The 17816-nt window shown below is 66.3% G+C and carries 18 protein-coding genes; 13 read left to right on the top strand and 5 right to left on the bottom strand.

Features of this window, described 5'->3' with window-relative positions:
• The first annotated feature begins 1 nt into the window (after window position 1).
• Both ACZYVJ_RS03195 and ACZYVJ_RS03190 read left to right on the top strand, forming a co-directional pair.
• A complete protein-coding gene (locus tag ACZYVJ_RS03195; protein WP_463832812.1) occupies window positions 2-823 on the top strand; it encodes a carbohydrate ABC transporter permease in 822 nt (273 codons plus the stop codon).
• A gap of 2 nt (window positions 824-825) precedes the next feature.
• Entirely contained in the window at window positions 826-1896 is a 1071-nt protein-coding gene (locus ACZYVJ_RS03190; protein ID WP_463829695.1) for an ABC transporter ATP-binding protein, read from the top strand.
• A gap of 47 nt (window positions 1897-1943) precedes the next feature.
• Here ACZYVJ_RS03190 and ACZYVJ_RS03185 read toward each other — a convergent pair whose 3' ends face one another.
• Window positions 1944-2231 carry a DUF3349 domain-containing protein gene (locus ACZYVJ_RS03185; RefSeq protein WP_463829694.1) on the bottom strand — a complete coding sequence of 96 codons (288 nt, stop codon included), beginning with the start codon at window positions 2229-2231 and terminating at the stop codon, window positions 1944-1946.
• 221 nt (window positions 2232-2452) lie between these two features.
• Between ACZYVJ_RS03185 and ACZYVJ_RS03180 the strand changes: the two genes are divergently transcribed.
• The 10 genes from ACZYVJ_RS03180 to ACZYVJ_RS03135 all read left to right on the top strand — a co-directional run bounded on the left by ACZYVJ_RS03180 (window position 2453) and on the right by ACZYVJ_RS03135 (window position 12089).
• Entirely contained in the window at window positions 2453-3286 is an 834-nt protein-coding gene (locus ACZYVJ_RS03180; RefSeq protein ID WP_463829693.1) for a DUF3097 domain-containing protein, read from the top strand.
• 92 nt (window positions 3287-3378) lie between these two features.
• Window positions 3379-4989, top strand: a complete 1611-nt coding sequence (gene efeU / locus ACZYVJ_RS03175; protein WP_463829692.1) for an iron uptake transporter permease EfeU — start codon at window positions 3379-3381, stop codon at window positions 4987-4989.
• Window positions 4949-6202, top strand: a complete 1254-nt coding sequence (gene efeO, locus ACZYVJ_RS03170) for an iron uptake system protein EfeO (protein ID WP_463829690.1) — start codon at window positions 4949-4951, stop codon at window positions 6200-6202. The genes efeU and efeO overlap by 41 nt, the downstream gene beginning before the upstream one ends.
• Window positions 6203-6204: 2 nt before the next feature.
• On the top strand, window positions 6205-7521 hold the full coding sequence (gene efeB / locus ACZYVJ_RS03165) for an iron uptake transporter deferrochelatase/peroxidase subunit (protein ID WP_463829689.1): 1317 nt from the start codon (window positions 6205-6207) through the stop codon (window positions 7519-7521).
• Between the two features lie 166 nt (window positions 7522-7687).
• Window positions 7688-8212, top strand: coding sequence for an OsmC family protein (locus ACZYVJ_RS03160; protein ID WP_463829688.1), 525 nt, complete (start codon window positions 7688-7690; stop codon window positions 8210-8212).
• Between the two features lie 5 nt (window positions 8213-8217).
• Complete coding sequence (locus ACZYVJ_RS03155; RefSeq protein ID WP_463832810.1) at window positions 8218-9285, top strand: acyl-CoA dehydrogenase family protein; 1068 nt, start codon at window positions 8218-8220, stop codon at window positions 9283-9285.
• 10 nt (window positions 9286-9295) lie between these two features.
• Window positions 9296-9928, top strand: coding sequence for an RNA polymerase sigma factor (locus ACZYVJ_RS03150; RefSeq protein ID WP_463829687.1), 633 nt, complete (start codon window positions 9296-9298; stop codon window positions 9926-9928).
• Window positions 9925-10191, top strand: coding sequence for a hypothetical protein (locus tag ACZYVJ_RS03145; protein WP_463829686.1), 267 nt, complete (start codon window positions 9925-9927; stop codon window positions 10189-10191). Before ACZYVJ_RS03150 ends, ACZYVJ_RS03145 begins: the two co-directional genes overlap by 4 nt.
• On the top strand, window positions 10188-11102 hold the full coding sequence (locus ACZYVJ_RS03140) for a formate/nitrite transporter family protein (protein ID WP_463829685.1): 915 nt from the start codon (window positions 10188-10190) through the stop codon (window positions 11100-11102). The genes ACZYVJ_RS03145 and ACZYVJ_RS03140 overlap by 4 nt, the downstream gene beginning before the upstream one ends.
• A 99-nt stretch (window positions 11103-11201) precedes the next feature.
• Window positions 11202-12089 carry a universal stress protein gene (locus ACZYVJ_RS03135; RefSeq protein WP_463829684.1) on the top strand — a complete coding sequence of 296 codons (888 nt, stop codon included), beginning with the start codon at window positions 11202-11204 and terminating at the stop codon, window positions 12087-12089.
• A gap of 14 nt (window positions 12090-12103) precedes the next feature.
• Here the strand turns inward: ACZYVJ_RS03135 and mhpA are convergent, their stop codons facing one another.
• From mhpA to ACZYVJ_RS03120, 3 genes are read right to left on the bottom strand one after another with little or no spacing between them, the layout of a single operon-like run.
• Window positions 12104-13624 (bottom strand): bifunctional 3-(3-hydroxy-phenyl)propionate/3-hydroxycinnamic acid hydroxylase MhpA, encoded by a 1521-nt coding sequence (mhpA, locus tag ACZYVJ_RS03130; protein WP_463829683.1) that lies wholly within the window; start codon window positions 13622-13624, stop codon window positions 12104-12106.
• Window positions 13621-14559 (bottom strand): fumarylacetoacetate hydrolase family protein, encoded by a 939-nt coding sequence (locus ACZYVJ_RS03125; protein WP_463829682.1) that lies wholly within the window; start codon window positions 14557-14559, stop codon window positions 13621-13623. The genes mhpA and ACZYVJ_RS03125 overlap by 4 nt, the downstream gene beginning before the upstream one ends.
• A complete protein-coding gene (locus ACZYVJ_RS03120) occupies window positions 14556-15686 on the bottom strand; it encodes a VOC family protein (RefSeq protein WP_463829681.1) in 1131 nt (376 codons plus the stop codon). Before ACZYVJ_RS03120 ends, ACZYVJ_RS03125 begins: the two co-directional genes overlap by 4 nt.
• A 98-nt stretch (window positions 15687-15784) precedes the next feature.
• Here ACZYVJ_RS03120 and ACZYVJ_RS03115 point away from each other — a divergent pair, with 98 nt between their 5' ends.
• Window positions 15785-16435: a TetR/AcrR family transcriptional regulator gene (locus ACZYVJ_RS03115; protein WP_463829680.1), complete on the top strand. Its 651-nt coding sequence runs from the start codon at window positions 15785-15787 to the stop codon at window positions 16433-16435.
• Here the strand turns inward: ACZYVJ_RS03115 and ACZYVJ_RS03110 are convergent.
• Window positions 16432-17739 carry an acyltransferase family protein gene (locus ACZYVJ_RS03110; RefSeq protein ID WP_463832809.1) on the bottom strand — a complete coding sequence of 436 codons (1308 nt, stop codon included), beginning with the start codon at window positions 17737-17739 and terminating at the stop codon, window positions 16432-16434. The two genes, ACZYVJ_RS03115 and ACZYVJ_RS03110, sit on opposite strands and share 4 nt — an antisense overlap.
• Window positions 17740-17816: the final 77 nt, after the last annotated feature.

Raw genomic sequence — 17816 nt, 5'->3', positions numbered from 1 at the left:
CATCAGGCGCACCGTGGTGCGCGGCGGCATCGTCTATGGCGCGCTGCTCGCCGTCGCCTGGTGTGCCCTGTTCCCGATCGCGTGGGCGGTGTCGGGATCGCTGAAAACGGAAGGCGAGGTCAGCGAGCCCACGCTGCTGCCGGCCCACCCGCGGTGGTCCAACTACACCGAGGTGTTCGCGCTGATGCCGTTCGGGCGCATGTTCTTCAATACCGTGCTGTACGCGGGGTGCGTCACCGCCGGGCATGTCTTCTTTTGCTCACTGGCCGGATATGCCTTCGCGCGACTGGATTTCCGCGGCCGCGATGCGCTGTTCGTCGTCTATCTCGGCACGTTGATGGTGCCCCTGACGGTGACCGTGATCCCGCAGTTCCTGGTGATGCGGACCCTGGGCTGGGTCGACACCCCGTGGGCGATGATCGCGCCCGGTTTTTTCGGCAGTGCATTCGGCACGTACCTGATGCGGCAGTTCTTCCGCACCCTGCCCACCGATCTGGAGGAGGCCGCGATACTCGACGGTTGTACGCCGTGGCAGGTCTACTGGCGAATCCTGCTGCCCCATGCACGACCGGCGGTGATGGTGCTCGCCGTGCTCACCTGGGTCAACGTCTGGAACGATTTCCTGTGGCCGCTGCTGATGATTCAGCGCGACAGCCTGGCCACCCTGACCCTGGGCCTGGTCCGGATGAAGGGCGAATATGTTGCCCGGTGGCCGGTTCTGATGGCAACCTCGATGCTTATCATGCTGCCCCTGGTCATCATCTACGCCATCGCGCAACGCTCGTTTGTCCGAGGAATCGCCGTCACCGGAATGGGCGGCTAGCCATGGCCTCGGTGACATTCGAGCAAGCGACCCGGCGCTACCCGGGAGCCGATCGTCCGGCCCTGGACAACCTGGACCTCGTCGTGAACGACGGCGAATTCGTCGTCTTGGTCGGACCGTCCGGCTGCGGCAAGACCACGTCGCTGCGCATGGTGGCCGGGCTGGAAGCCGTGGACTCCGGGCATATCCGGATCGGCGACCGAGACGTGACCAACGTCGATCCGAAGGATCGCGACGTCGCGATGGTCTTTCAGAACTACGCGCTCTACCCGCACATGACGGTGGCCCAGAACATGGGCTTTGCCATGAAGATCGCCAAGACGCCGAAGGAGCAGATTCGTGAGCGGGTGCTGGACGCGGCGAAACTCCTTGACCTGCAACTCTATCTCGACCGCAAACCGAAGGATCTCTCCGGTGGGCAGCGCCAACGAGTGGCGATGGGCCGCGCGATCGTGCGCCGGCCACACGTGTTCCTGATGGACGAACCGCTGTCCAATCTCGACGCGAAACTCCGGGTGCAGACGCGTAACCAGATCGCCGCGTTACAACGGCGGCTGGGCACCACCACCGTCTACGTCACCCACGACCAGGTCGAGGCCATGACCATGGGTGACCGCGTCGCCGTTCTGCGCGACGGGGTGCTGCAACAGTTCGCGCCGCCCCGCGAGCTCTACCGGAACCCGGACAACGTCTTCGTGGCGGGTTTCATCGGATCGCCGGCGATGAACCTGTTCACCCTTCCCATCATGGATTCGGCTGTGGCGCTGGGTGATTGGCCCATAACTCTGCCCCGGGAGATCGCCAGCAGCGGAGGTGAGGTCGTGGTCGGGGTCCGTCCCGAACATTTCGAGCTGGGTGGCCTCGGTGTCGAGATGGAGGTCGACGTGGTGGAGGAGCTGGGCGCAGACGCCTACTTGTATGGGCGAATCACCGGCTCCGGCAAGGTAATCGACGCGCCCATCGTCGCGCGGGCCGACGGGCGCAACCCACCGCAGAAAGGCAGCAGGGTACGCCTGCATCCGGAACCCGGGCACCTGCATTTCTTCGGCGTGGATGGCCGCCGAATCTGTTGAACCCGGTGCGTAAATCACCGTGGCGGTGGTGAATCGTTCGGCGCTGCCTATCCGCGGGAGCAGCGAAGCGCATGGACGCGTCGCTGGATGCGCGCGACGTCGTCGGGGGAGGGCAGCTGGTTGGTGATCCGGGTGATCTCGACGCCGATATCAACGGAACCGATCGGCCAGAGCCGGTGCGCGATGAGATCCCTTGCGATGGCGGTGATGTCGTCGTCGCAGAGCCGTCGGCGCGTCAACGCCACCAGCGGCACGTGCCCGGTGGCCGGCATGCCGGAGGGGTAGCCGGCCCGCACAAAAGCCACAATGCTCGTCACCCAATGCGACAGGTCCATATGTCCACCTCGCTAACCGCCGCAGGTTGCGCGTATACGGCAGTGCTTGCCTTAGCTAGCAACCTACCATCGGCGAGCCCATCAGCTGAGTAACGCCACACAGTTAAAACGCATTTTTTACGACCGGAGGCGCAGGCGCTCCGAGAGTGACTTGGGTGACGATTCGTCGATCGTGGCGCGCCGTAACGGCGTTTCGCCGCAAGGCTTTCTAGTATTGCCGCGTGGTGGATCGCTATGGAACCGATGTCCTGGCCGCGGGGCGACGCAAGCCGCGCTCGACCGAACACCCGGCCGAGCTGGGCCTGGTGGTCGAAGACGTTGAGACGGGTTACGTCGGCGCGATCGTGCGCGTGGAATACGGTCGAGTGGACCTGGAAGACCGGCGCGGTCACGTGCGTGGCTTCCCTTTGGGCCCTGGGTATTTGCTCGAGGGACGTCCCGTCATCCTTACGGCGCCGCGCCGGCCGGCGCCGACCGCCGGGGGCAGGACCGCGTCCGGTTCGGTCGCCCTATCTGGTGTTCGCGCCCGCGTCGCCCGGGCGAGCCGCATCTACGTCGAGGGTCGCCACGACGCCGAGTTGATCGCGCAGGTGTGGGGTGAGGACTTGCGAATCGAAGGTGTGGTCGTCGAACAACTCGGCGGCGTCGACGACCTGGTGGACATCGTCGCCGAATTCGCTCCGGGGCCCCGGCGCCGGCTGGGGGTGCTCGTCGATCACCTCGTCGCGGGTTCCAAGGAGGCGCGGATCGCCGATGCGGTGCGCCGAGGCCCGGGCGGCACCGACACGCTGGTCGTCGGTCATCCCTACGTCGACATCTGGCAGGCCGTGAAACCGCAGCGGTTGGGCCTGGACGCCTGGCCGAAGGTGCCGCGGCAGGTGGAGTGGAAACACGGCGTATGCCAGGCGCTCGGTTTGCCCCACAACGACCAGGCGGACATCGCCAGGGCATGGCGGCAAATCCGTTCGCGGGTGCGCGACTGGAACGATCTGGAGCCCGCACTGATCAGTCGGGTCGAAGAACTCATCGACTTCGTGACGGCGCCGGTCTCCTGACGCGGCGGCCAGCGGACCAGGGCTAAATGCCCGTCGGTTAGTTAGGCTACGCTAAGCCAACAGTCCCGATCCGCGGGACAGAAACAGGGCGTATGCAGGGCGTATTCGGCGTATTTATCGGCACGTTCCTCATCGGTCTTCGCGAAGGCCTCGAGGCGTCGCTCATCGTGAGCATCGTCGGTGCCTTCCTCAAGCGAAACGGCCAGTCCATCCGCCCGATGTTCGCCGGTGTCGCCATCGCCGTGCTGCTCAGCGTGGGCGTGGGCGTCGGCCTCGACCTGTTCGCCGCCAGCCTGCCGCAAGCGCAGCAAGAGATGATGGAGACCGTCATCAACGCCATCGCGGTGGTGTTCGTGACGTCGATGATCATCTGGATGAACGGCAACGCCGCGCAGCTCAAGGGGGAACTCGAGCGCGAAGCCCGCCAGGCCGTCAACCGTGGTGGCGCCTTCGCCCTGGCCGTCATGGCGTTCCTCGCCGTTCTCAAAGAAGGCTTCGAGACGTCGGTGTTCTTGCTGGCGGCCGCCGAGACGTCGCACGGCAACCGGTGGTTCGCCGTGCTGGGCGGGGCCGTGGGCATCGTCACCTCGGTGGGGCTCGGCGTGGGCCTGTACTACGGCGGCCTGCGGATCAACCTCGGCCGGTTCTTCCGGGTCACCGGGGTCTTTCTGGTGCTGATCGCCGCCGGGCTGGTGCTGGGTGCGCTACGCACCGCGCACGAGGCCGGGTGGGTAACCCTCGGCCAGCGACAGGTGCTCGACCTGTCGGGCTGGATGCCGAGCGATTCGGTGCTGGGCGCGGCGACGACCGGGGTGTTCGGCATCCCCGCCGACCCGCGCCTCATCGAGGTGCTGGGCTGGCTCCTGTATGCCGTACCGGTACTGGTCGTTTTCCTCTGGCCCGCCCGGCTCGCCGCCGCGCCGCGAGCCCGCAGCAGGCTGCTGGCGGCGACGTCGGCGGTGCTGCTCATCGCGGGGGCGGGGCTGGCCGTCATGACGCCCGCCGCCAGCTCGGCGCAGACGCTGCGGGTGCGCACCGTCACCGACCGCGACGGCCACACCGCTGCGGTGTCGATGGTGACCGGGCCGCATGGACGCGAGCTGACCGTCGTCCCCCAGGGCGCCTCGACCGTCCGCAACGTCGTGCTGATCCCCGCAGACGACCAAACGGTGGACGGCGTGCCGGTACAGGTGTGGCAGGCTTCCGAGGCCGCCGGGGCCGACGGTTCGCCGGAAGTCACGCTGGATCAGTTGCTGAGCATGGCGGGGGGCCGGCTGCCGGTGGGTCTCGCGGCCGGCCGCACTCCGGGGCCGTTTCAGGGCCAATGGTCGACGACCACCGCGTACACCGTGTTCGCACGGGGTGATTCCGTGATCAGTGCGCACACGACGAGCAACCGCACGGCGATTTTGACCGGTGGTGGGTTGACGGGGGCCAAGACCGTCAGTCTCGGCGGGCTGGCGACGGACTGGTCCACGTCCGCTGCCGAAGACCACGCGACGGTGGCTGAGATCGTCGCGAGCGACCGCGATCGCGGGGAGCGGCAGCTCTGGAATTTCTGGCTTCCACTGGTATTAGCGGGTTTTGCGTTGGCGTGCGCGCTGTCAGCGATAGCCTCGGCGCGTGTGGACCACCGGCAAGAGAATGAGAGGAAATCGATTGATGGTGAGTCGCATCGCCTCGGCAACGTGCCGGTCTCGTGACTTCTGGCTGACCGCAACTATTCTTGTTGCAGCGGCGGGGTTTCCGGTGACCGCGTGCAGCCATTCGGGCGACAACTCGAACCATGCACAGCAGTCGAAGCAGGGCAGCGCCAACACGGTCAAGGTGACCCTGGCCAACAACGGCGGCAAGGACGGCTGCGCTCTGGACACCACCAGTGCGCCCGCCGGGCCGGTGACCTTCACGGTCGCCAACACGAATGCACCCGGCATCAGTGAGGTCGAATTGCTCAGGGACCAGCGGATTGTGGGCGAGAAGGAGAACCTCGCTCCCGGCCTGGACCCGGTGTCGTTCACGGTCTCGCTGGACGGCGGCGCCTACCAGCTCTACTGCCCGGGTGCGAGCACCGAATACCAGACCCTGACGGTGACGGGTAAAGCCCCGGCGACGCCGACGGGCACCGTGGCCAGCATCCTGAGCCAGGGCACCAAGGACTACGCCGCTTACATCGTGAACCAGATCGGTCAGCTCAACGACGGCGTGAAGGCACTCGACGCGGCCGTGCAATCGGGCAACGTCGACGCCGCAAAGGCGGCCTACGCCAAAGCCCGATTGTTCTGGGAGCGTTCGGAATCCACCGTGGAGGGCTTCGTGCTGCCAGGCTTCGCCGTTGGTGACAATGCCGGCAACCTCGACTATCTGATCGACATGCGTGAGTCGTCCCCGGTCGACGCCAAGGTCGGCTGGAAGGGCTTCCACGCCATCGAGCGCGATCTGTGGCAGGGCGGTGCGATCACGCCAGGGACCAAGGCGCTCAGCACCGAATTGGTGGGCAACGTCGGTAAATTGAACGGCATCGTCGCGAGCCTGCAGTACAAACCCGAGGACCTGGCCAACGGCGCCAGCGACCTGATCGAAGAGATCCAGAACACCAAGATCACCGGAGAGGAAGAGGCCTTCAGTCACATTGACCTGGTGGACTTTTCGGGCAACGTCGAAGGCGCACAGCAGGCGTACGCCTCGCTCCGGCCGGGCCTGGAGAAGATCGACGCCAATCTGGTCCACCAGATCGATCAGCAGTTCCAGACCGTGCTCGCCACGCTGGACGGGTATCGCGACCCGGCCGCCCTCGGCGGCTACAAGACCTACACCCCGGCGCTGAAGGCCAGCGACGCACCGAAGTTGACCGCGGTGATCCAGCCGCTGCACCAGAGCCTGTCCACCGTCGCCCAAAAAGTCGTCACGGCCGGCTGATCATGACCGACGACACCACCGGACCCTCCGACGGCGACCCGAACAACACCGGCACACCGGCGGACGCCACCACGGTGTCGCGGCGGCGCGCCCTCGGCGGCGCCATGCTGGCCGGGCTCGGCGGCGCGGCCATCGGCGCCGTCGGTGGCGGTTTCGCCGGTCACGCGATGGCGGCGGGACAACGCGGTGACGACCACGACACCGTCGATCTACGCCGCAGCTACCCCTTCTACGGCCAGCCCCACCAGGGTGGAATCGACACGCCGCCACAGCGTTACGCCATGTTCATGTCGTTCTCCGTGGCCGGCGGCGCGGGCCGCGCCGAGCTGCAGACCCTGTTGGCGCGCTGGTCGGCGGCCGCCGCGATCCTGCAGCAGGGCAAGCCGGTCGGAACCGTTCAGCCCCAGGTCGAGGTCCAGCCGCCGGTCGACACCGGCGAGGCCTACGGGCTGAGCCCCGCCAGTCTCACCGTCACCATCGGGTTGGGCCCGTCGCTGTTCGGCGACCGGTTCGGACTGGCCTCCCGGCGACCCGCCGCGTTCACCGACCTGCCGCCGCTCAACGGCGACAACCTGGATCCCCGCCTGCACGGCGGCGATCTGTCCGTGCAGGCCTGCGCCGACGACCCCCAGGTCTGCTACCACGCCGTGCGCAACCTGGCCCGGCTCGGCCGCAACATCGTCTCGCCATACTGGGCGGTATTGGGTTTCGGACGCGCCTCCGCCGGACCCGGCCAGCACACGCCACGAAACCTCCTGGGATTCAAGGACGGTACCCGCAACATCGCCACCGACGAGGAGTACGCCAAATTCGTCTGGGTCGACAACAGCGACCAGCCTTGGATGAACGGCGGGACGTACCAGGTCGTCCGCAAGATCCGGATGTTGATGGAGACATGGGATGTGGACCGGATCGGCAATCAGCAGAGGATCTTCGGGCGCACCAAAGAAGAAGGGGCGCCGCTGAGCGGCAAGCAGGAATTCGACACACCGAATTTCGCCGCCAAAGGTGCCGACGGCAACCCGCTCATCGATCCGATGTCACACGTCGGCCTTGCCGCCCGGGAAAACAACGACGGAATCATGATCCGCCGACGGTCCTACAACTACACCGACGGTCTCGATGCCAACGGTCAACTCAACGCCGGTCTGCTGTTCATCTCGTACCAAAAAGATCCCCAAGATTTTATTCGTCTACAGAACCGGCTGGGCGCGCACGACCTACTCAACGAATACATCCGCCACATCGGGTCAGCAATCTTCGCGGTGCCGCCGCCGCCGGCTGAAGGCCACTACATCGGGCAAAGCCTGTTCAGCTGAGCAAACCTCGCCGATCGCCGGTGATAGGTCGGCGGCGCGACGTTTCAGACGTGTGATGTTTCGTGTCGAGCCGGTAAATCAACCGCGCCGGCCGTCACGGATCGGCGCCCGCCGCGCACTAACTCCGTGAAGCCGCAGAATCAGCGAGAAACGGAGAGAGAGTCACATGACCGATGCGCTCGTCATCGACGCCGAAGGCCTCGACCGGCTGTCGTGTAACGCCAAGGCCGACCCCGAGACAGGTAGGAAGACACTCAAAGCCACGACGGTGTGTGAGAACGGATTCCGCAACATGACCTACGTCAGGGACCTGGCGCCTTTGCTGGTAGGCGAGCCACACGCACTGCTAGGTGATGACTCGGCCCCCAATCCCTCGGAGACCGCGCTGGCCGCGCTGGGCTCGTGCGTGTCGGTGGGCCTGTTGGCCAACGCGACCCACCGTGGCGTGACGCTGACCAAGATCGAGGTCGAGATGGAAGGCGACATCGACATCTCCGCGGTGTGGGGGGTCGGGGACACCCCGCAGGACAAGCGCCTGGGATTCAGCGCGGTCCGCTGCAGGGTGAGCCTGGCAGGCGACGCTGACGATGCCACGCTGAAAGAGATCCACGACAACGCCATCGCCTGGTCACCGGTGGTGAACACGTTTCGCAGCCCGGTAAGTGTCGACTCGACTCTGATCACCGAATGAGCGAAATGACCGCGACCATGGACCCCGCGGCCGGCACGTTGAAAGTCGAACTGTTGGAGGATATTCGGGCTCACGCCGCGGTGTTGGACCGGGGCGAAGATCAGTCCCGTCGCAGCTTCACCGGACTGGGCCACGCCGGCCTGCTCGGGATCGGCGCTCCGGGCAATATCGACAACCGGCTTCCGGCGATGGCCGAGGTGATCCGGTTGATCTCCGGGGCATGCATGAGCACCGGGTTCTCGTTGTGGGCGCATCGCATGGCGATCGAGTATCTGCTCACGGCCGCAACCGAATTCAGTAACGCTGCGGTCGCGCCGTTGCTTTCGGGAACGGTGCTGGGGGTTACCGGCATGGCCGCGGCGTTCAAGGAGGCTGCCGGATGCGGCAGCGTGGAGTTGACCGCCACGTCCGTGGCCGGCGGCTACCGGGTGTCGGGTCCGATCAGGTGGGCCAGCAACCTGTATCCCGACTCGACGATGGTGACCGCGGTGCGTACCGATGCCGGCGAGAGATTGATCGTCGCGCTGGCCCTTGGCACACCCGGGGTGGTCGTTGGCGAGCATTTCGATCTGCTGGCCATGGGCAGCACCGCCTCCTCCTACCTGAACCTGGATGGCGCCTACGTTCCCGCCGGACAGGTGCTGTCACGCGACTTCGCGGGCTTCCTGCAGGCGGTGCGCCCGACTTTCCTTGTCCTGCAGTCGGCCATGTGCCTGGGGCTGACCCGGACGACTCTGGATCAGGCCCGGCTGGGACTCGATGGCGTCAACGCGGTGTTCGGTGACGATGTCGACCGCGTCACGCAGAAGCTGATCGGCGCCGAAGCCACGCTGGCGAATCTGGCGGCGGCGGTGGGGGGAGCCCAGCCGCCCGCCAAGAAGGAGCTGTTGTCCCTACGGCTCGCGGCGGCCGAATTATCCAGCGCCAGCGCCGACTTGGAGATCCGGACCGCCGGCGGAAAGGGGTACGCGAGCAGGACGCCGGCAAGCCGGCGCTATCGGGAGGCCGCGTTCGTCCCCGTCCAGTCGCCGTCCGAAGGGCAACTGCGCTGGGAACTGGCCAGATGCGCCTGAGCGCGGGTCGATGGTGACTCCGGTGGCGGTGCCGCCGGAGGGCGCCGAATCCGAACGGCTGGTCGGCGGGGTCCCGCTGGCCAGTCTGGTGCGCGACTTTCACCGGCCGATGGTGAATTTCGCTCGCACCATGGTGGATTCAGCGACGGTTGCCGAGGAAGCCGTGCAGGAGGCATGGGTGCAGGTGTTGCAGTCGTCGGATTCGTTTCAGGGACGTTCGTCGGTGAGCACTTGGCTGTTCAGCATCGTCAAACACACCGCATCGCGGCACCGGCGACGGGAATCGCGGATCCGCCACCATGAGGTGTTGGCCGCCGCGACGCAGGGTGAGTCCGACGACCCGCTGTCGGGCCGCATGCATCCCGCCGGTCACCCCGATGCCGGACATTGGCGCGTGCCGCCGTCGCGGCGATTTCTCCCCGAAGATCACACCGTGGAAAGTGAACTCCTCGGCTACGTGCGGGCGGCGCTGGACTCGTTACCCGAACGGCAACGGCAACTGGTCATCCTGCGTGACATCGTCGGAACCTCGGCAGACGAGGCGGCCGCGCTTCTCGAACTGTCCGCCGAGGCGCAGCGGGCGCTGCTCTACCGCGCCCGGGGAAATCTCCGAGCCGAATTGGAAAAGCGGTATCAACGATGACCGTTCATGACAACACCGTCCCCGCCATCGATTGCGTCGACTTCGTGCGCCTGGTCGACGATCTCGTCGACTCCGACCCGCAACAGTGGGGGCCGATCGTGGCCAAACACCTCGACGAATGCCCACCCTGCCTGATCTACCTGCAACAGATGCTCGACCTCAAGATCCTGCTCAACCACGTCTTCGACGGTGAGCAGCTCAGCGAGGGTCACATTGCGGGCGTCATCAACGCGATCAACACTTTGAAAGGCGAACTCGGATGACGATCAACGCTGAAGCCCCGCAGCTGCACAGCGATTCCGTGGTTGCGGATAACGTGACCGCGTTCGGTTCCGGCGTCAGGGCAAGCGGCCCGACCGAGGACCCGTTCGAACCGTTGTCGGTGGGCGCCATGGTGGATCGGGTGGCGGCGATGGCCGTGGAAAAGGCCGCACACCCCTGGGCATTCCTGATGCGCTCCTTGGTGGGTGGAGTGATGGTGGCGTTCGGGGCCCTGCTGTCGTTGGTGGTGAGCACCGGCGTCAAGACACCCGGTGTGGCAAGCCTTTTGATGGGCCTGGCCTTCGGGATGTCCTTCGTCCTCATCCTGGTGTCGGGCATGTCACTGATCACCGCGGACATGGCCGCAGGCTTTCTCGCCGTGCTCAAGCGCACGCTGAGCGTGCGCAGCTACATCGTGCTGGTGACCGTCGGGCTCGTCGGCAACATCCTGGGCGCGCTGGTGTTCGTCACGGTGTGCGCCGCGGCGGGCGGCCCCTACCTGGGCGCGTTCGCCGAGCGAGCGGCGACCGTCGGCACGCTGAAGGCAGGCCAACCCTTCTGGACGGCATTGCTGCTCGCTGTCGTGTGCACGTGGTTCCTGCAGACCTCGATGTGCATGTTCTTCAAGGCCCGAAGTGACGTCGCCCGGATGGCGTTCGCGTTCTACGGGCCGTTCGCTTTCGTCATCGGCGGTACCCAGCACGTGATCGCGAATGTCGGATTTCTCGGTCTTCCCCTGCTGCTCAACCTCTTCCACCCGGTCGCGCCACGTGGCGCGATCGGGTGGGGTTTCGGTCAGCACGGATTGCTCACCAACATCGGCATCACCACCCTGGGAAACCTTATCGGCGGCACCGTGTTCGTGGCGTTGCCGTTCTGGATCATCGCGCAACTGCAACGGCGCAAGATCTAGCCGGCGACGGGAAACCTCCGGCCCGACGGTTGAGGACTAAAGCCTCACGATTGACACGCCCTCCTCGGATAGCGTTGGTAACGATGGAGGGAGAACGCAATGTCGGCACCCGTCAAAGAACTCGGTATCGTCGTCGCGGTCGACGGTTCGCCGGCGTCAACTGTCGCCGCGGGCTGGGCGGCCCGGGAGGCGGCGATGAGAAACATCCCGCTGACCGTCGTGCACGCGGTGTCAACTCCCACCGCGACATTCCCGCCGGTTCCGTATCCTGAGTCCCTCGTCACGAGCCTGGAAGACGAAGGCAAGAAGGCGATCATGCACGCGACGAAGGTTGCTGAAGACGCGATGCCGGCCGATCGCACGGTGCCCATCGGCAGGAAACTGGTCTACGCGGCCCCGGCGTCGGCCCTGCTGACGATGTCCGATGCGGCGGAGATGATCGTCGTGGGTAGCTCCGGCCGCGGGCTACTGGCACGTGGCCTGCTGGGGTCGGTGAGCTCGACCGTGGTGCGGCACGCGAATTGTCCGGTCGCGGTGGTGAGGGACGAAGAAGTGCCGGATCCGCGCAATGCCCCCGTCCTGCTGGGCACCGATGGCTCACCGGCTTCCGAACTTGCGACCGAAATCGCGTTCGACGAGGCGTCTCGTCGCGGTGTGGATTTGGTTGCCATTCACGCATGGAGCGACGCCGCATTGGTCGAAGTCTTCGAGATCGATTGGCCGGCGGTCGAAGGCGAAGCGGAACGCAGTCTCGCCGAGAGCCTGGCCGGGTGGCAAGAACGCTATCCCGACGTCACCGTTCATCGGCTCATCGCTCAAGACCGGGCGGCGCGGCACCTCATTGATAAGTCAGAGACTGCGCAGCTTGTGGTCGTTGGCAGCCACGGTCGGGGCAGCCTGAGCAGGATGTTGTTGGGTTCGGTCAGCAACGCGGTCCTGCACTCGGTCCGGGTGCCGATCATCGTCGCTCGGCCGCCGGCGGGATAGAGCGATCACCGCCGTTAGCGCAGCACCTCGGTCGTCCACGCGCACAATGCCGCGACATCCCGTCCGGCCCGGGCGACGGTCCGGTCGGGGCGCACGACTGCAGCGCTTGCGCGACCCCGGCGCAACCACGTCGCCAGGTCATCGCCGGGTTGGGGGATCAGGACGACGACGCCGCGCCGCCGCAGGGATGCGTCGTCGGCGACCGCCGGGGGAACCATGGTGACCATCCCGAAACCTACGCCCAGCGCATCATCGAGGCGCCGACCGTCGCGCAGCAAGGGATTCGGGCACAGCCTGCCCGAGAGCCGGCCCCGCCGCCGCGAATTGTCAACCAGCGCAGAGCAATGCAGCGGAGGCGTAGTCGAGTCGACGATTCGATGGCGCAGTCCCGGAATGAAGCGCAGCCGCGGCAACAGCAGCCGGCGCGCCACGTCGCCCGCGCGGCCGCCGCCGGTCATCGCCCAGCCGACCCCCAACGCCAACCGGATCATCTGCCGGGTATGCGGCGCGCGTTCCTGCTCGTAGCTGTCCAACGCCTCCGCACCCATACGGCCGTGATGGACCGCGGCGAGCTTCCACGCCAGGTTGGCCGCGTCCCGAACCCCCGCCCCCAAACCTTGGCCGATGAATGGGGGAGTGAGGTGTGCCGCGTCGCCGAGAATGAATACGTTGCCGCGGCGCCACCGGTCGGCGATCTGGGCGTGAAAGGTGTACTCGGCGACGCGCAGCACGGTCAGGTCGCTGCTAGCTGCCCTCGTCGTCCAGGGCGCGATCAACGACCGCAATGCGTCCAATGTGCCGAAGTTCTCGGCCGTTTCACCGGCCAGCAGCTGAAACTCCCATCGGTAGCGGGCATCTCCAACGCGCATGTACGTCGCGGCACGCGCCGGGTCGCATACCTGGTGCACGCCCTCCCACTGACCCAAATCGGCCTCGGTGGCCACATCGACGACCAGCCAGCGTTGCTCAAAGTGCAAGTCCCGCATCGTCGCACCAATATGGGTGCGCACCATGCTGTTGGCGCCGTCACATCCGAGTACATAGTCGGCGTGCACCTGGTGCACTTGGCCGTCGGAGCGGTCGGTGAACGTGACACAGATGCCATCCGCGCCGTCGGCGATCTCGGTGACCTCGGAGTTGCCGCACAACCGCGCGTTGGGGTAGCGCTTGAGGTTGGCACGCAGCAACGACTCGAGCTCCGGCTGGTCGAACATGTTGGCCTGCGGGAAGCCGTTCGCAGCGTGGGACTGGTCGCGGTCGAACTGGGCGAGGAGGCCAAAATCCGCACCCAGCAACCGCAATCCCCGCGTGGGCCTGGAGATTGACGCGAAGTCGTCGGCGACGCCGAGACGGGCGAGGATGCGATACACCTCGTCGTCCAGGTGCACGGCCCGCGGTTGCGGGTACACGGCGGGCCAACGATCGAGCAGCAGGCAATCCAAGTCGTATTGCGCCAGCAGGGTCGCGGCGGTAATGCCGGTTGGTCCGGCGCCGACAATGACAACCGCGCCGCGCGGGACGTCACCAGTGTTCACGCGAATCGTACTGTGGCGCGCTGGGTTCCGAGATCGATGGCACCGTCATCGGTGCTGATCGAGGCCTCCACGATGTCACCGTCTTGCAGGTACTTCGGGTTGTTGGCCTGGCGTGAGAAGAACACCTTCCACTTGAGGTTGGGCGGCAACAGATTTCCGATGATCTGCAACGGTTTCGGCGGAGCGCTCAAAGCGGTTCCTGCCGGTGTGCCGGTGAGCACCAGATCGCCGGGCCCGAGTTCCTGAAACTGGGTGAGCGACTGGAGCGCCTGCAGCGGATGGTAGAGCATGTCGGGGTCGACGAGCGCATTCTGGCGCTCGTCGCCGTTGACGTGCAACCGCAGCCGCAGATCGCCGAACCGCCTCAGTTCGTCCGCGCTGAGCAGCACCAGCTCCGGGCCCACCGGAGTGAACGTCGGGTACGACTTGGCCTCGTAGAACTGGGTCTGCGGAAGCTGCACATCGCGCGCCGAGACGTCGTTGGTGACGACCAGCCCGGCGATGAAGTCGCTCAGGTTCGCGTCGGTGATGCCGGTGCCGACCGGGATCGTGCGCCCGATCACCAGCCCGGTCTCCACCTCGTAGTCGAGCAACTTGACGTGTGTCGGTTTGACGATGTCGTCGAACGGACCATTGATCGATGCCGATGCCTTGCGAAAGAAGGTCAGTGGAACCGACGACGGATCCATGCCCGCGTCTTTGACGTGCGATTCGAAGTTGGTCATCTGGGCGATCACCCGGCACGGCCTGGTCACCGGTGAGATCAATCGCAAACCGTCGAGCCCGACGACGTCGGCACTGGCGGCAGCCGCGTCGATAGCGGCTCGGTCGGCCAGCAGCCCCGCGGTGCTGGTGGCGGCGGTGTCGATCTTTGCGGCACCCTTCGCGGTCTTGACCCACCAAGCGTCGGCGGTATGCAGGACGGAAACGGTCATGAGGCAGGCACTTTTCGTAGTCCGGCCAGGCGGCCGATGTCGAATTCGTTGCGTGCACGCAGTGCGGTGGCGATCGAAACCAATTCGTGGCGAGCAGCTTTGAGGTCCGTTCCAAGAAAGTCCTTGCTCGCCGCCGGCCCCCATTGGGCCAGCCCCGAAGCGGTGAAGGGCGCCCATCCGGGTTCGAGCGTGTTGTCGAACAGGTCGCCGTCGGCGAAGTGCTCGAACAGGTAGCCGTCGGGATCTCGCCAGTAGTCGAAGATCTGACTGCCCTGAATGTGTCTGCCGATTCCCCAGGAACGGAAATAGCCGCGCTCGCGCAGGTATTCGCCGCCGGCGGCCAGGGCATCGAGGTCGCTGACCTGATACGCCGAATGGACGTAGCGGTTGGCCGGGCCGAGCGCGAGCGCAAGCGTGTGATGGTCGGCCGGGGACAAGCCTCGATCGCACCGGATGAAACTCATCGTCGGTCCCCGGTCGCGCTGGCCCGGGAAGTACAGGAAGTCGCTGACGATCATCCCCAGGTTGTCCAGGTACCAGTTCAGCGCCTCGAGGTACCTCGTGGACTGCATGACCAGATGGCCCAGGCTCAACACGCGGGCGGGTGCCCGCCGCGGACGCTGGGGTTCGTTGAGGCGCCGCGGGTGGGGTCCGTAATTGAGCGAAAGGGGTTGCTGCCCACCAAGGTCCGGTAGATCGATCATGCCCGCCGCAACGCTGACCGGCGTCCCACTGGGGTCGACCAGATCGACCGCGAGGCCGCCGACGGCGTCGGGCAGCGGCCGCGTGCGAGCGTCGTGGGCCTCGGCCAACCTGAGCACGTCCGCCTCGTCGCAGGCCCGGAACGCCACGCCGGCGACGCGTCGTCGGGGCCCGCGACGCAGGATGAGGCAGGGTCCGCCGGCCAGCGTGCCACGCAAATGCACTTCGTCCGGGCCGCGCTGGGCCGTCTGGAAACCAAAGGCCCGCGCGAATGCCTCGGCGCGCGTCAGATCGGGTCGCTCGAACACCAGCCAGGCAATGTCGACGACTTTGATCACCGGGTTGCGCGACCGGCCGGGGTGCTCGCCGGGGAGCGCACCCTGCTCGCTGTGCGCACCCAGCCGCACGTTCTTGCTCAACCTCATCGCCATCTCCCACACTAACTGACGAAATCGTCACATACGAGTCAACGTTCAGTCAAGCTTTCTGACGGAATCCTCATAACTGAGGCATACTGCTGGAGATGAGTGCGATGCCCGATAGTCAGACGCCCAACCGCTTGGCGCGGCGCAAGCAGCGCACCCGCGCGGCCTTGGTCAGCGCCGCGCAGCGGCTGATCGCCGAGGGCAAGGTCCACGTGCCGGTGCTGGAAATCACTCAGGCCGCCGACGTCGGGATGGGTTCGTTCTACAACCACTTCGACAGCAAGGAGCAACTGTTCGACGCGGCGGTTGCCGAAGTTCTGGACGCGTACGGGGCGATGCTGGACCGGCTCACCGAATCCATCGACGACCCGGCGGAGACGTTCGCCACCAGTTTCCGACTTACCGGCCGGCTCTTCCGGCGACGCCCGCAGGAGAGCCAGATCCTGTTGGCCAACGGGTTGGCCCTATTGTCCTCACCCGCTGGATTGGCGCCACGCGCCCTGCGCGATGTCAAAGCGGGGATCGAGGCCGGCCGGTTCACGGTGGATGATCCCGAACTCGCCCTCGCCATGGCCGGGGGCGCGTTGCTGGGGCTGGGCAACCTCTTGCGTGATCAGCCCGACCGCGACGACGCGCGCGCCACCGACACGGTCACCGAAAGCGTGCTCCGGCTCTTCGGACTCAGTGCCGGCGAGGCAAGCGCGATATGCCGGCATCCGTTGCCCGACAGCCTCTTTGACGAGAGTTAGGCCTCTACCCGTGGCTGCCGAGCGGGCCGAAACGCCGCCAGTAGCGCTCCGGCCGCGAAGATCACTGCGGTCAGCCAGGGAAAGCGCCCGCCGGGGGCGAAGCCCTCGGCGGCCACCATGGACAGCGCGTAGGCCGCCATCGCGGCACCGGCTAACATCACCGGCTCCACCCAGCGCTGCGTGAGCGGGACACCGAGCAGCGGCAGGGGAGCGGCGAAAAGTCTTCGCGCCCAGAACAGCAGCATCATCTCGGCCGCGGTCACGACGCTCAGGGTGACCACCCATTCCAGCCGAGCCAGCCACCAGCCTGCGCTGCCTTCGGGGGGTTGCGGCAACAGCCCGGCCGGATAACCGACGATCGCCACGATGACGACGGGAATCATGTGCCACAGGTAAAGGGCCATGATGTTGTTGTTGGCGACCGACAACGCGCGCTCGACGCGGATGGCGCGTAGCGCACGGTTGAGCGCGGGCGCGAGCGCCATCGCGACCCCGGTTTGGGCGCTCCCGAACGCCAACAGGGCCACCGTCGGTGGTGTCGTGTTGTCGATGGTCTGTCCGGGAACGCCGATCATGCTGACCGGATAGATCTTCAGCCAGACCAGCAGCGCCAACGCCACCGCGGAAACGCCGGCCAGTAGCCAGGGTTTGCGGCCGGCCAAGGACCCACCGTGCCAAGCGATCCCGAGCTGATACAGGGTGCCCCAACCCAGCAGATAATTCACCCAGTTGAGGTAGGGAACGTGCCCGGCGAGCCGGGCGACGTCCACCGCGGCGACGGCCAACGCGAGCACCCCTGGCACCAGCAGTCCCCAACGGCGTTGTGCGGCAATCGCAATCGGCGTCAGCGATACCACTACCAGATACACGGCCAGGAACCACAGGTGCATCGCCACCGCCCAGCCGGCGTACTCGAGCACCGAGCCGGCCACCCCGAGGGTGCCCAGGGCCACCACCACCAGTGACACCAGCACGGCGTACACCGCCGTGGGCCCGAGGACTCGCGCCAACCGGTGCTGCACCCAGGTTCGGCGCGAAACGCCGTCGGTGTCGTGCCGATGGGTCCAGGACACCGCGGCTGCGTAGCCGGCAACCAGGAAGAATGCCGGCACCGCCTGGAAGGGCCACGTCAGCCACTGGGTCCAGGGCAGGTCGACCAGCGGGTTCTGCCGGCCGAATTGTCCGTCGTGGTAGGTCACCGATCCGGCCAGCCAGTGCCCCAGCACGATCAGCACCACACCCGATACCCGGTAGTAGTCGACCGCCAGATTGCGGGCCGGTCGCGGGGTGTTTGCGCGGTCCATCAGATCGGGGGAAGCTCGACGCGGCACAAGCGTCACGGTACCGTCCAGCACTCAGCGGGGTCTCGCGCAACCGTAGA

This window comes from Mycobacterium sp. IDUB_3 (assembly GCF_055419585.1).
Note: the sequence above shows the minus strand (reverse complement) of the source record. Positions and strands in the feature narration are given on the sequence as shown.

What these genes read in the sequence shown, in the direction of transcription:
- ACZYVJ_RS03190 (WP_463829695.1), top strand. Translation starts at nt 826, where the DNA reads ATGGCCTCGGTGACATTCGAGCAAGCGACCCGGCGCTACCCGGGAGCC.
- ACZYVJ_RS03185 (WP_463829694.1), bottom strand. Translation starts at nt 2,231, where the DNA reads ATGGACCTGTCGCATTGGGTGACGAGCATTGTGGCTTTTGTGCGGGCC.
- efeU (WP_463829692.1), top strand. Translation starts at nt 3,379, where the DNA reads ATGCAGGGCGTATTCGGCGTATTTATCGGCACGTTCCTCATCGGTCTT.
- efeO (WP_463829690.1), top strand. Translation starts at nt 4,949, where the DNA reads ATGGTGAGTCGCATCGCCTCGGCAACGTGCCGGTCTCGTGACTTCTGG.
- efeB (WP_463829689.1), top strand. Translation starts at nt 6,205, where the DNA reads ATGACCGACGACACCACCGGACCCTCCGACGGCGACCCGAACAACACC.
- ACZYVJ_RS03160 (WP_463829688.1), top strand. Translation starts at nt 7,688, where the DNA reads ATGACCGATGCGCTCGTCATCGACGCCGAAGGCCTCGACCGGCTGTCG.
- ACZYVJ_RS03155 (WP_463832810.1), top strand. Translation starts at nt 8,218, where the DNA reads ATGACCGCGACCATGGACCCCGCGGCCGGCACGTTGAAAGTCGAACTG.
- ACZYVJ_RS03150 (WP_463829687.1), top strand. Translation starts at nt 9,296, where the DNA reads ATGGTGACTCCGGTGGCGGTGCCGCCGGAGGGCGCCGAATCCGAACGG.
- ACZYVJ_RS03145 (WP_463829686.1), top strand. Translation starts at nt 9,925, where the DNA reads ATGACCGTTCATGACAACACCGTCCCCGCCATCGATTGCGTCGACTTC.
- ACZYVJ_RS03140 (WP_463829685.1), top strand. Translation starts at nt 10,188, where the DNA reads ATGACGATCAACGCTGAAGCCCCGCAGCTGCACAGCGATTCCGTGGTT.
- ACZYVJ_RS03135 (WP_463829684.1), top strand. Translation starts at nt 11,202, where the DNA reads ATGTCGGCACCCGTCAAAGAACTCGGTATCGTCGTCGCGGTCGACGGT.
- ACZYVJ_RS03125 (WP_463829682.1), bottom strand. Translation starts at nt 14,559, where the DNA reads ATGACCGTTTCCGTCCTGCATACCGCCGACGCTTGGTGGGTCAAGACC.
- ACZYVJ_RS03120 (WP_463829681.1), bottom strand. Translation starts at nt 15,686, where the DNA reads ATGAGGTTGAGCAAGAACGTGCGGCTGGGTGCGCACAGCGAGCAGGGT.
- ACZYVJ_RS03115 (WP_463829680.1), top strand. Translation starts at nt 15,785, where the DNA reads ATGAGTGCGATGCCCGATAGTCAGACGCCCAACCGCTTGGCGCGGCGC.
- ACZYVJ_RS03110 (WP_463832809.1), bottom strand. Translation starts at nt 17,739, where the DNA reads ATGGACCGCGCAAACACCCCGCGACCGGCCCGCAATCTGGCGGTCGAC.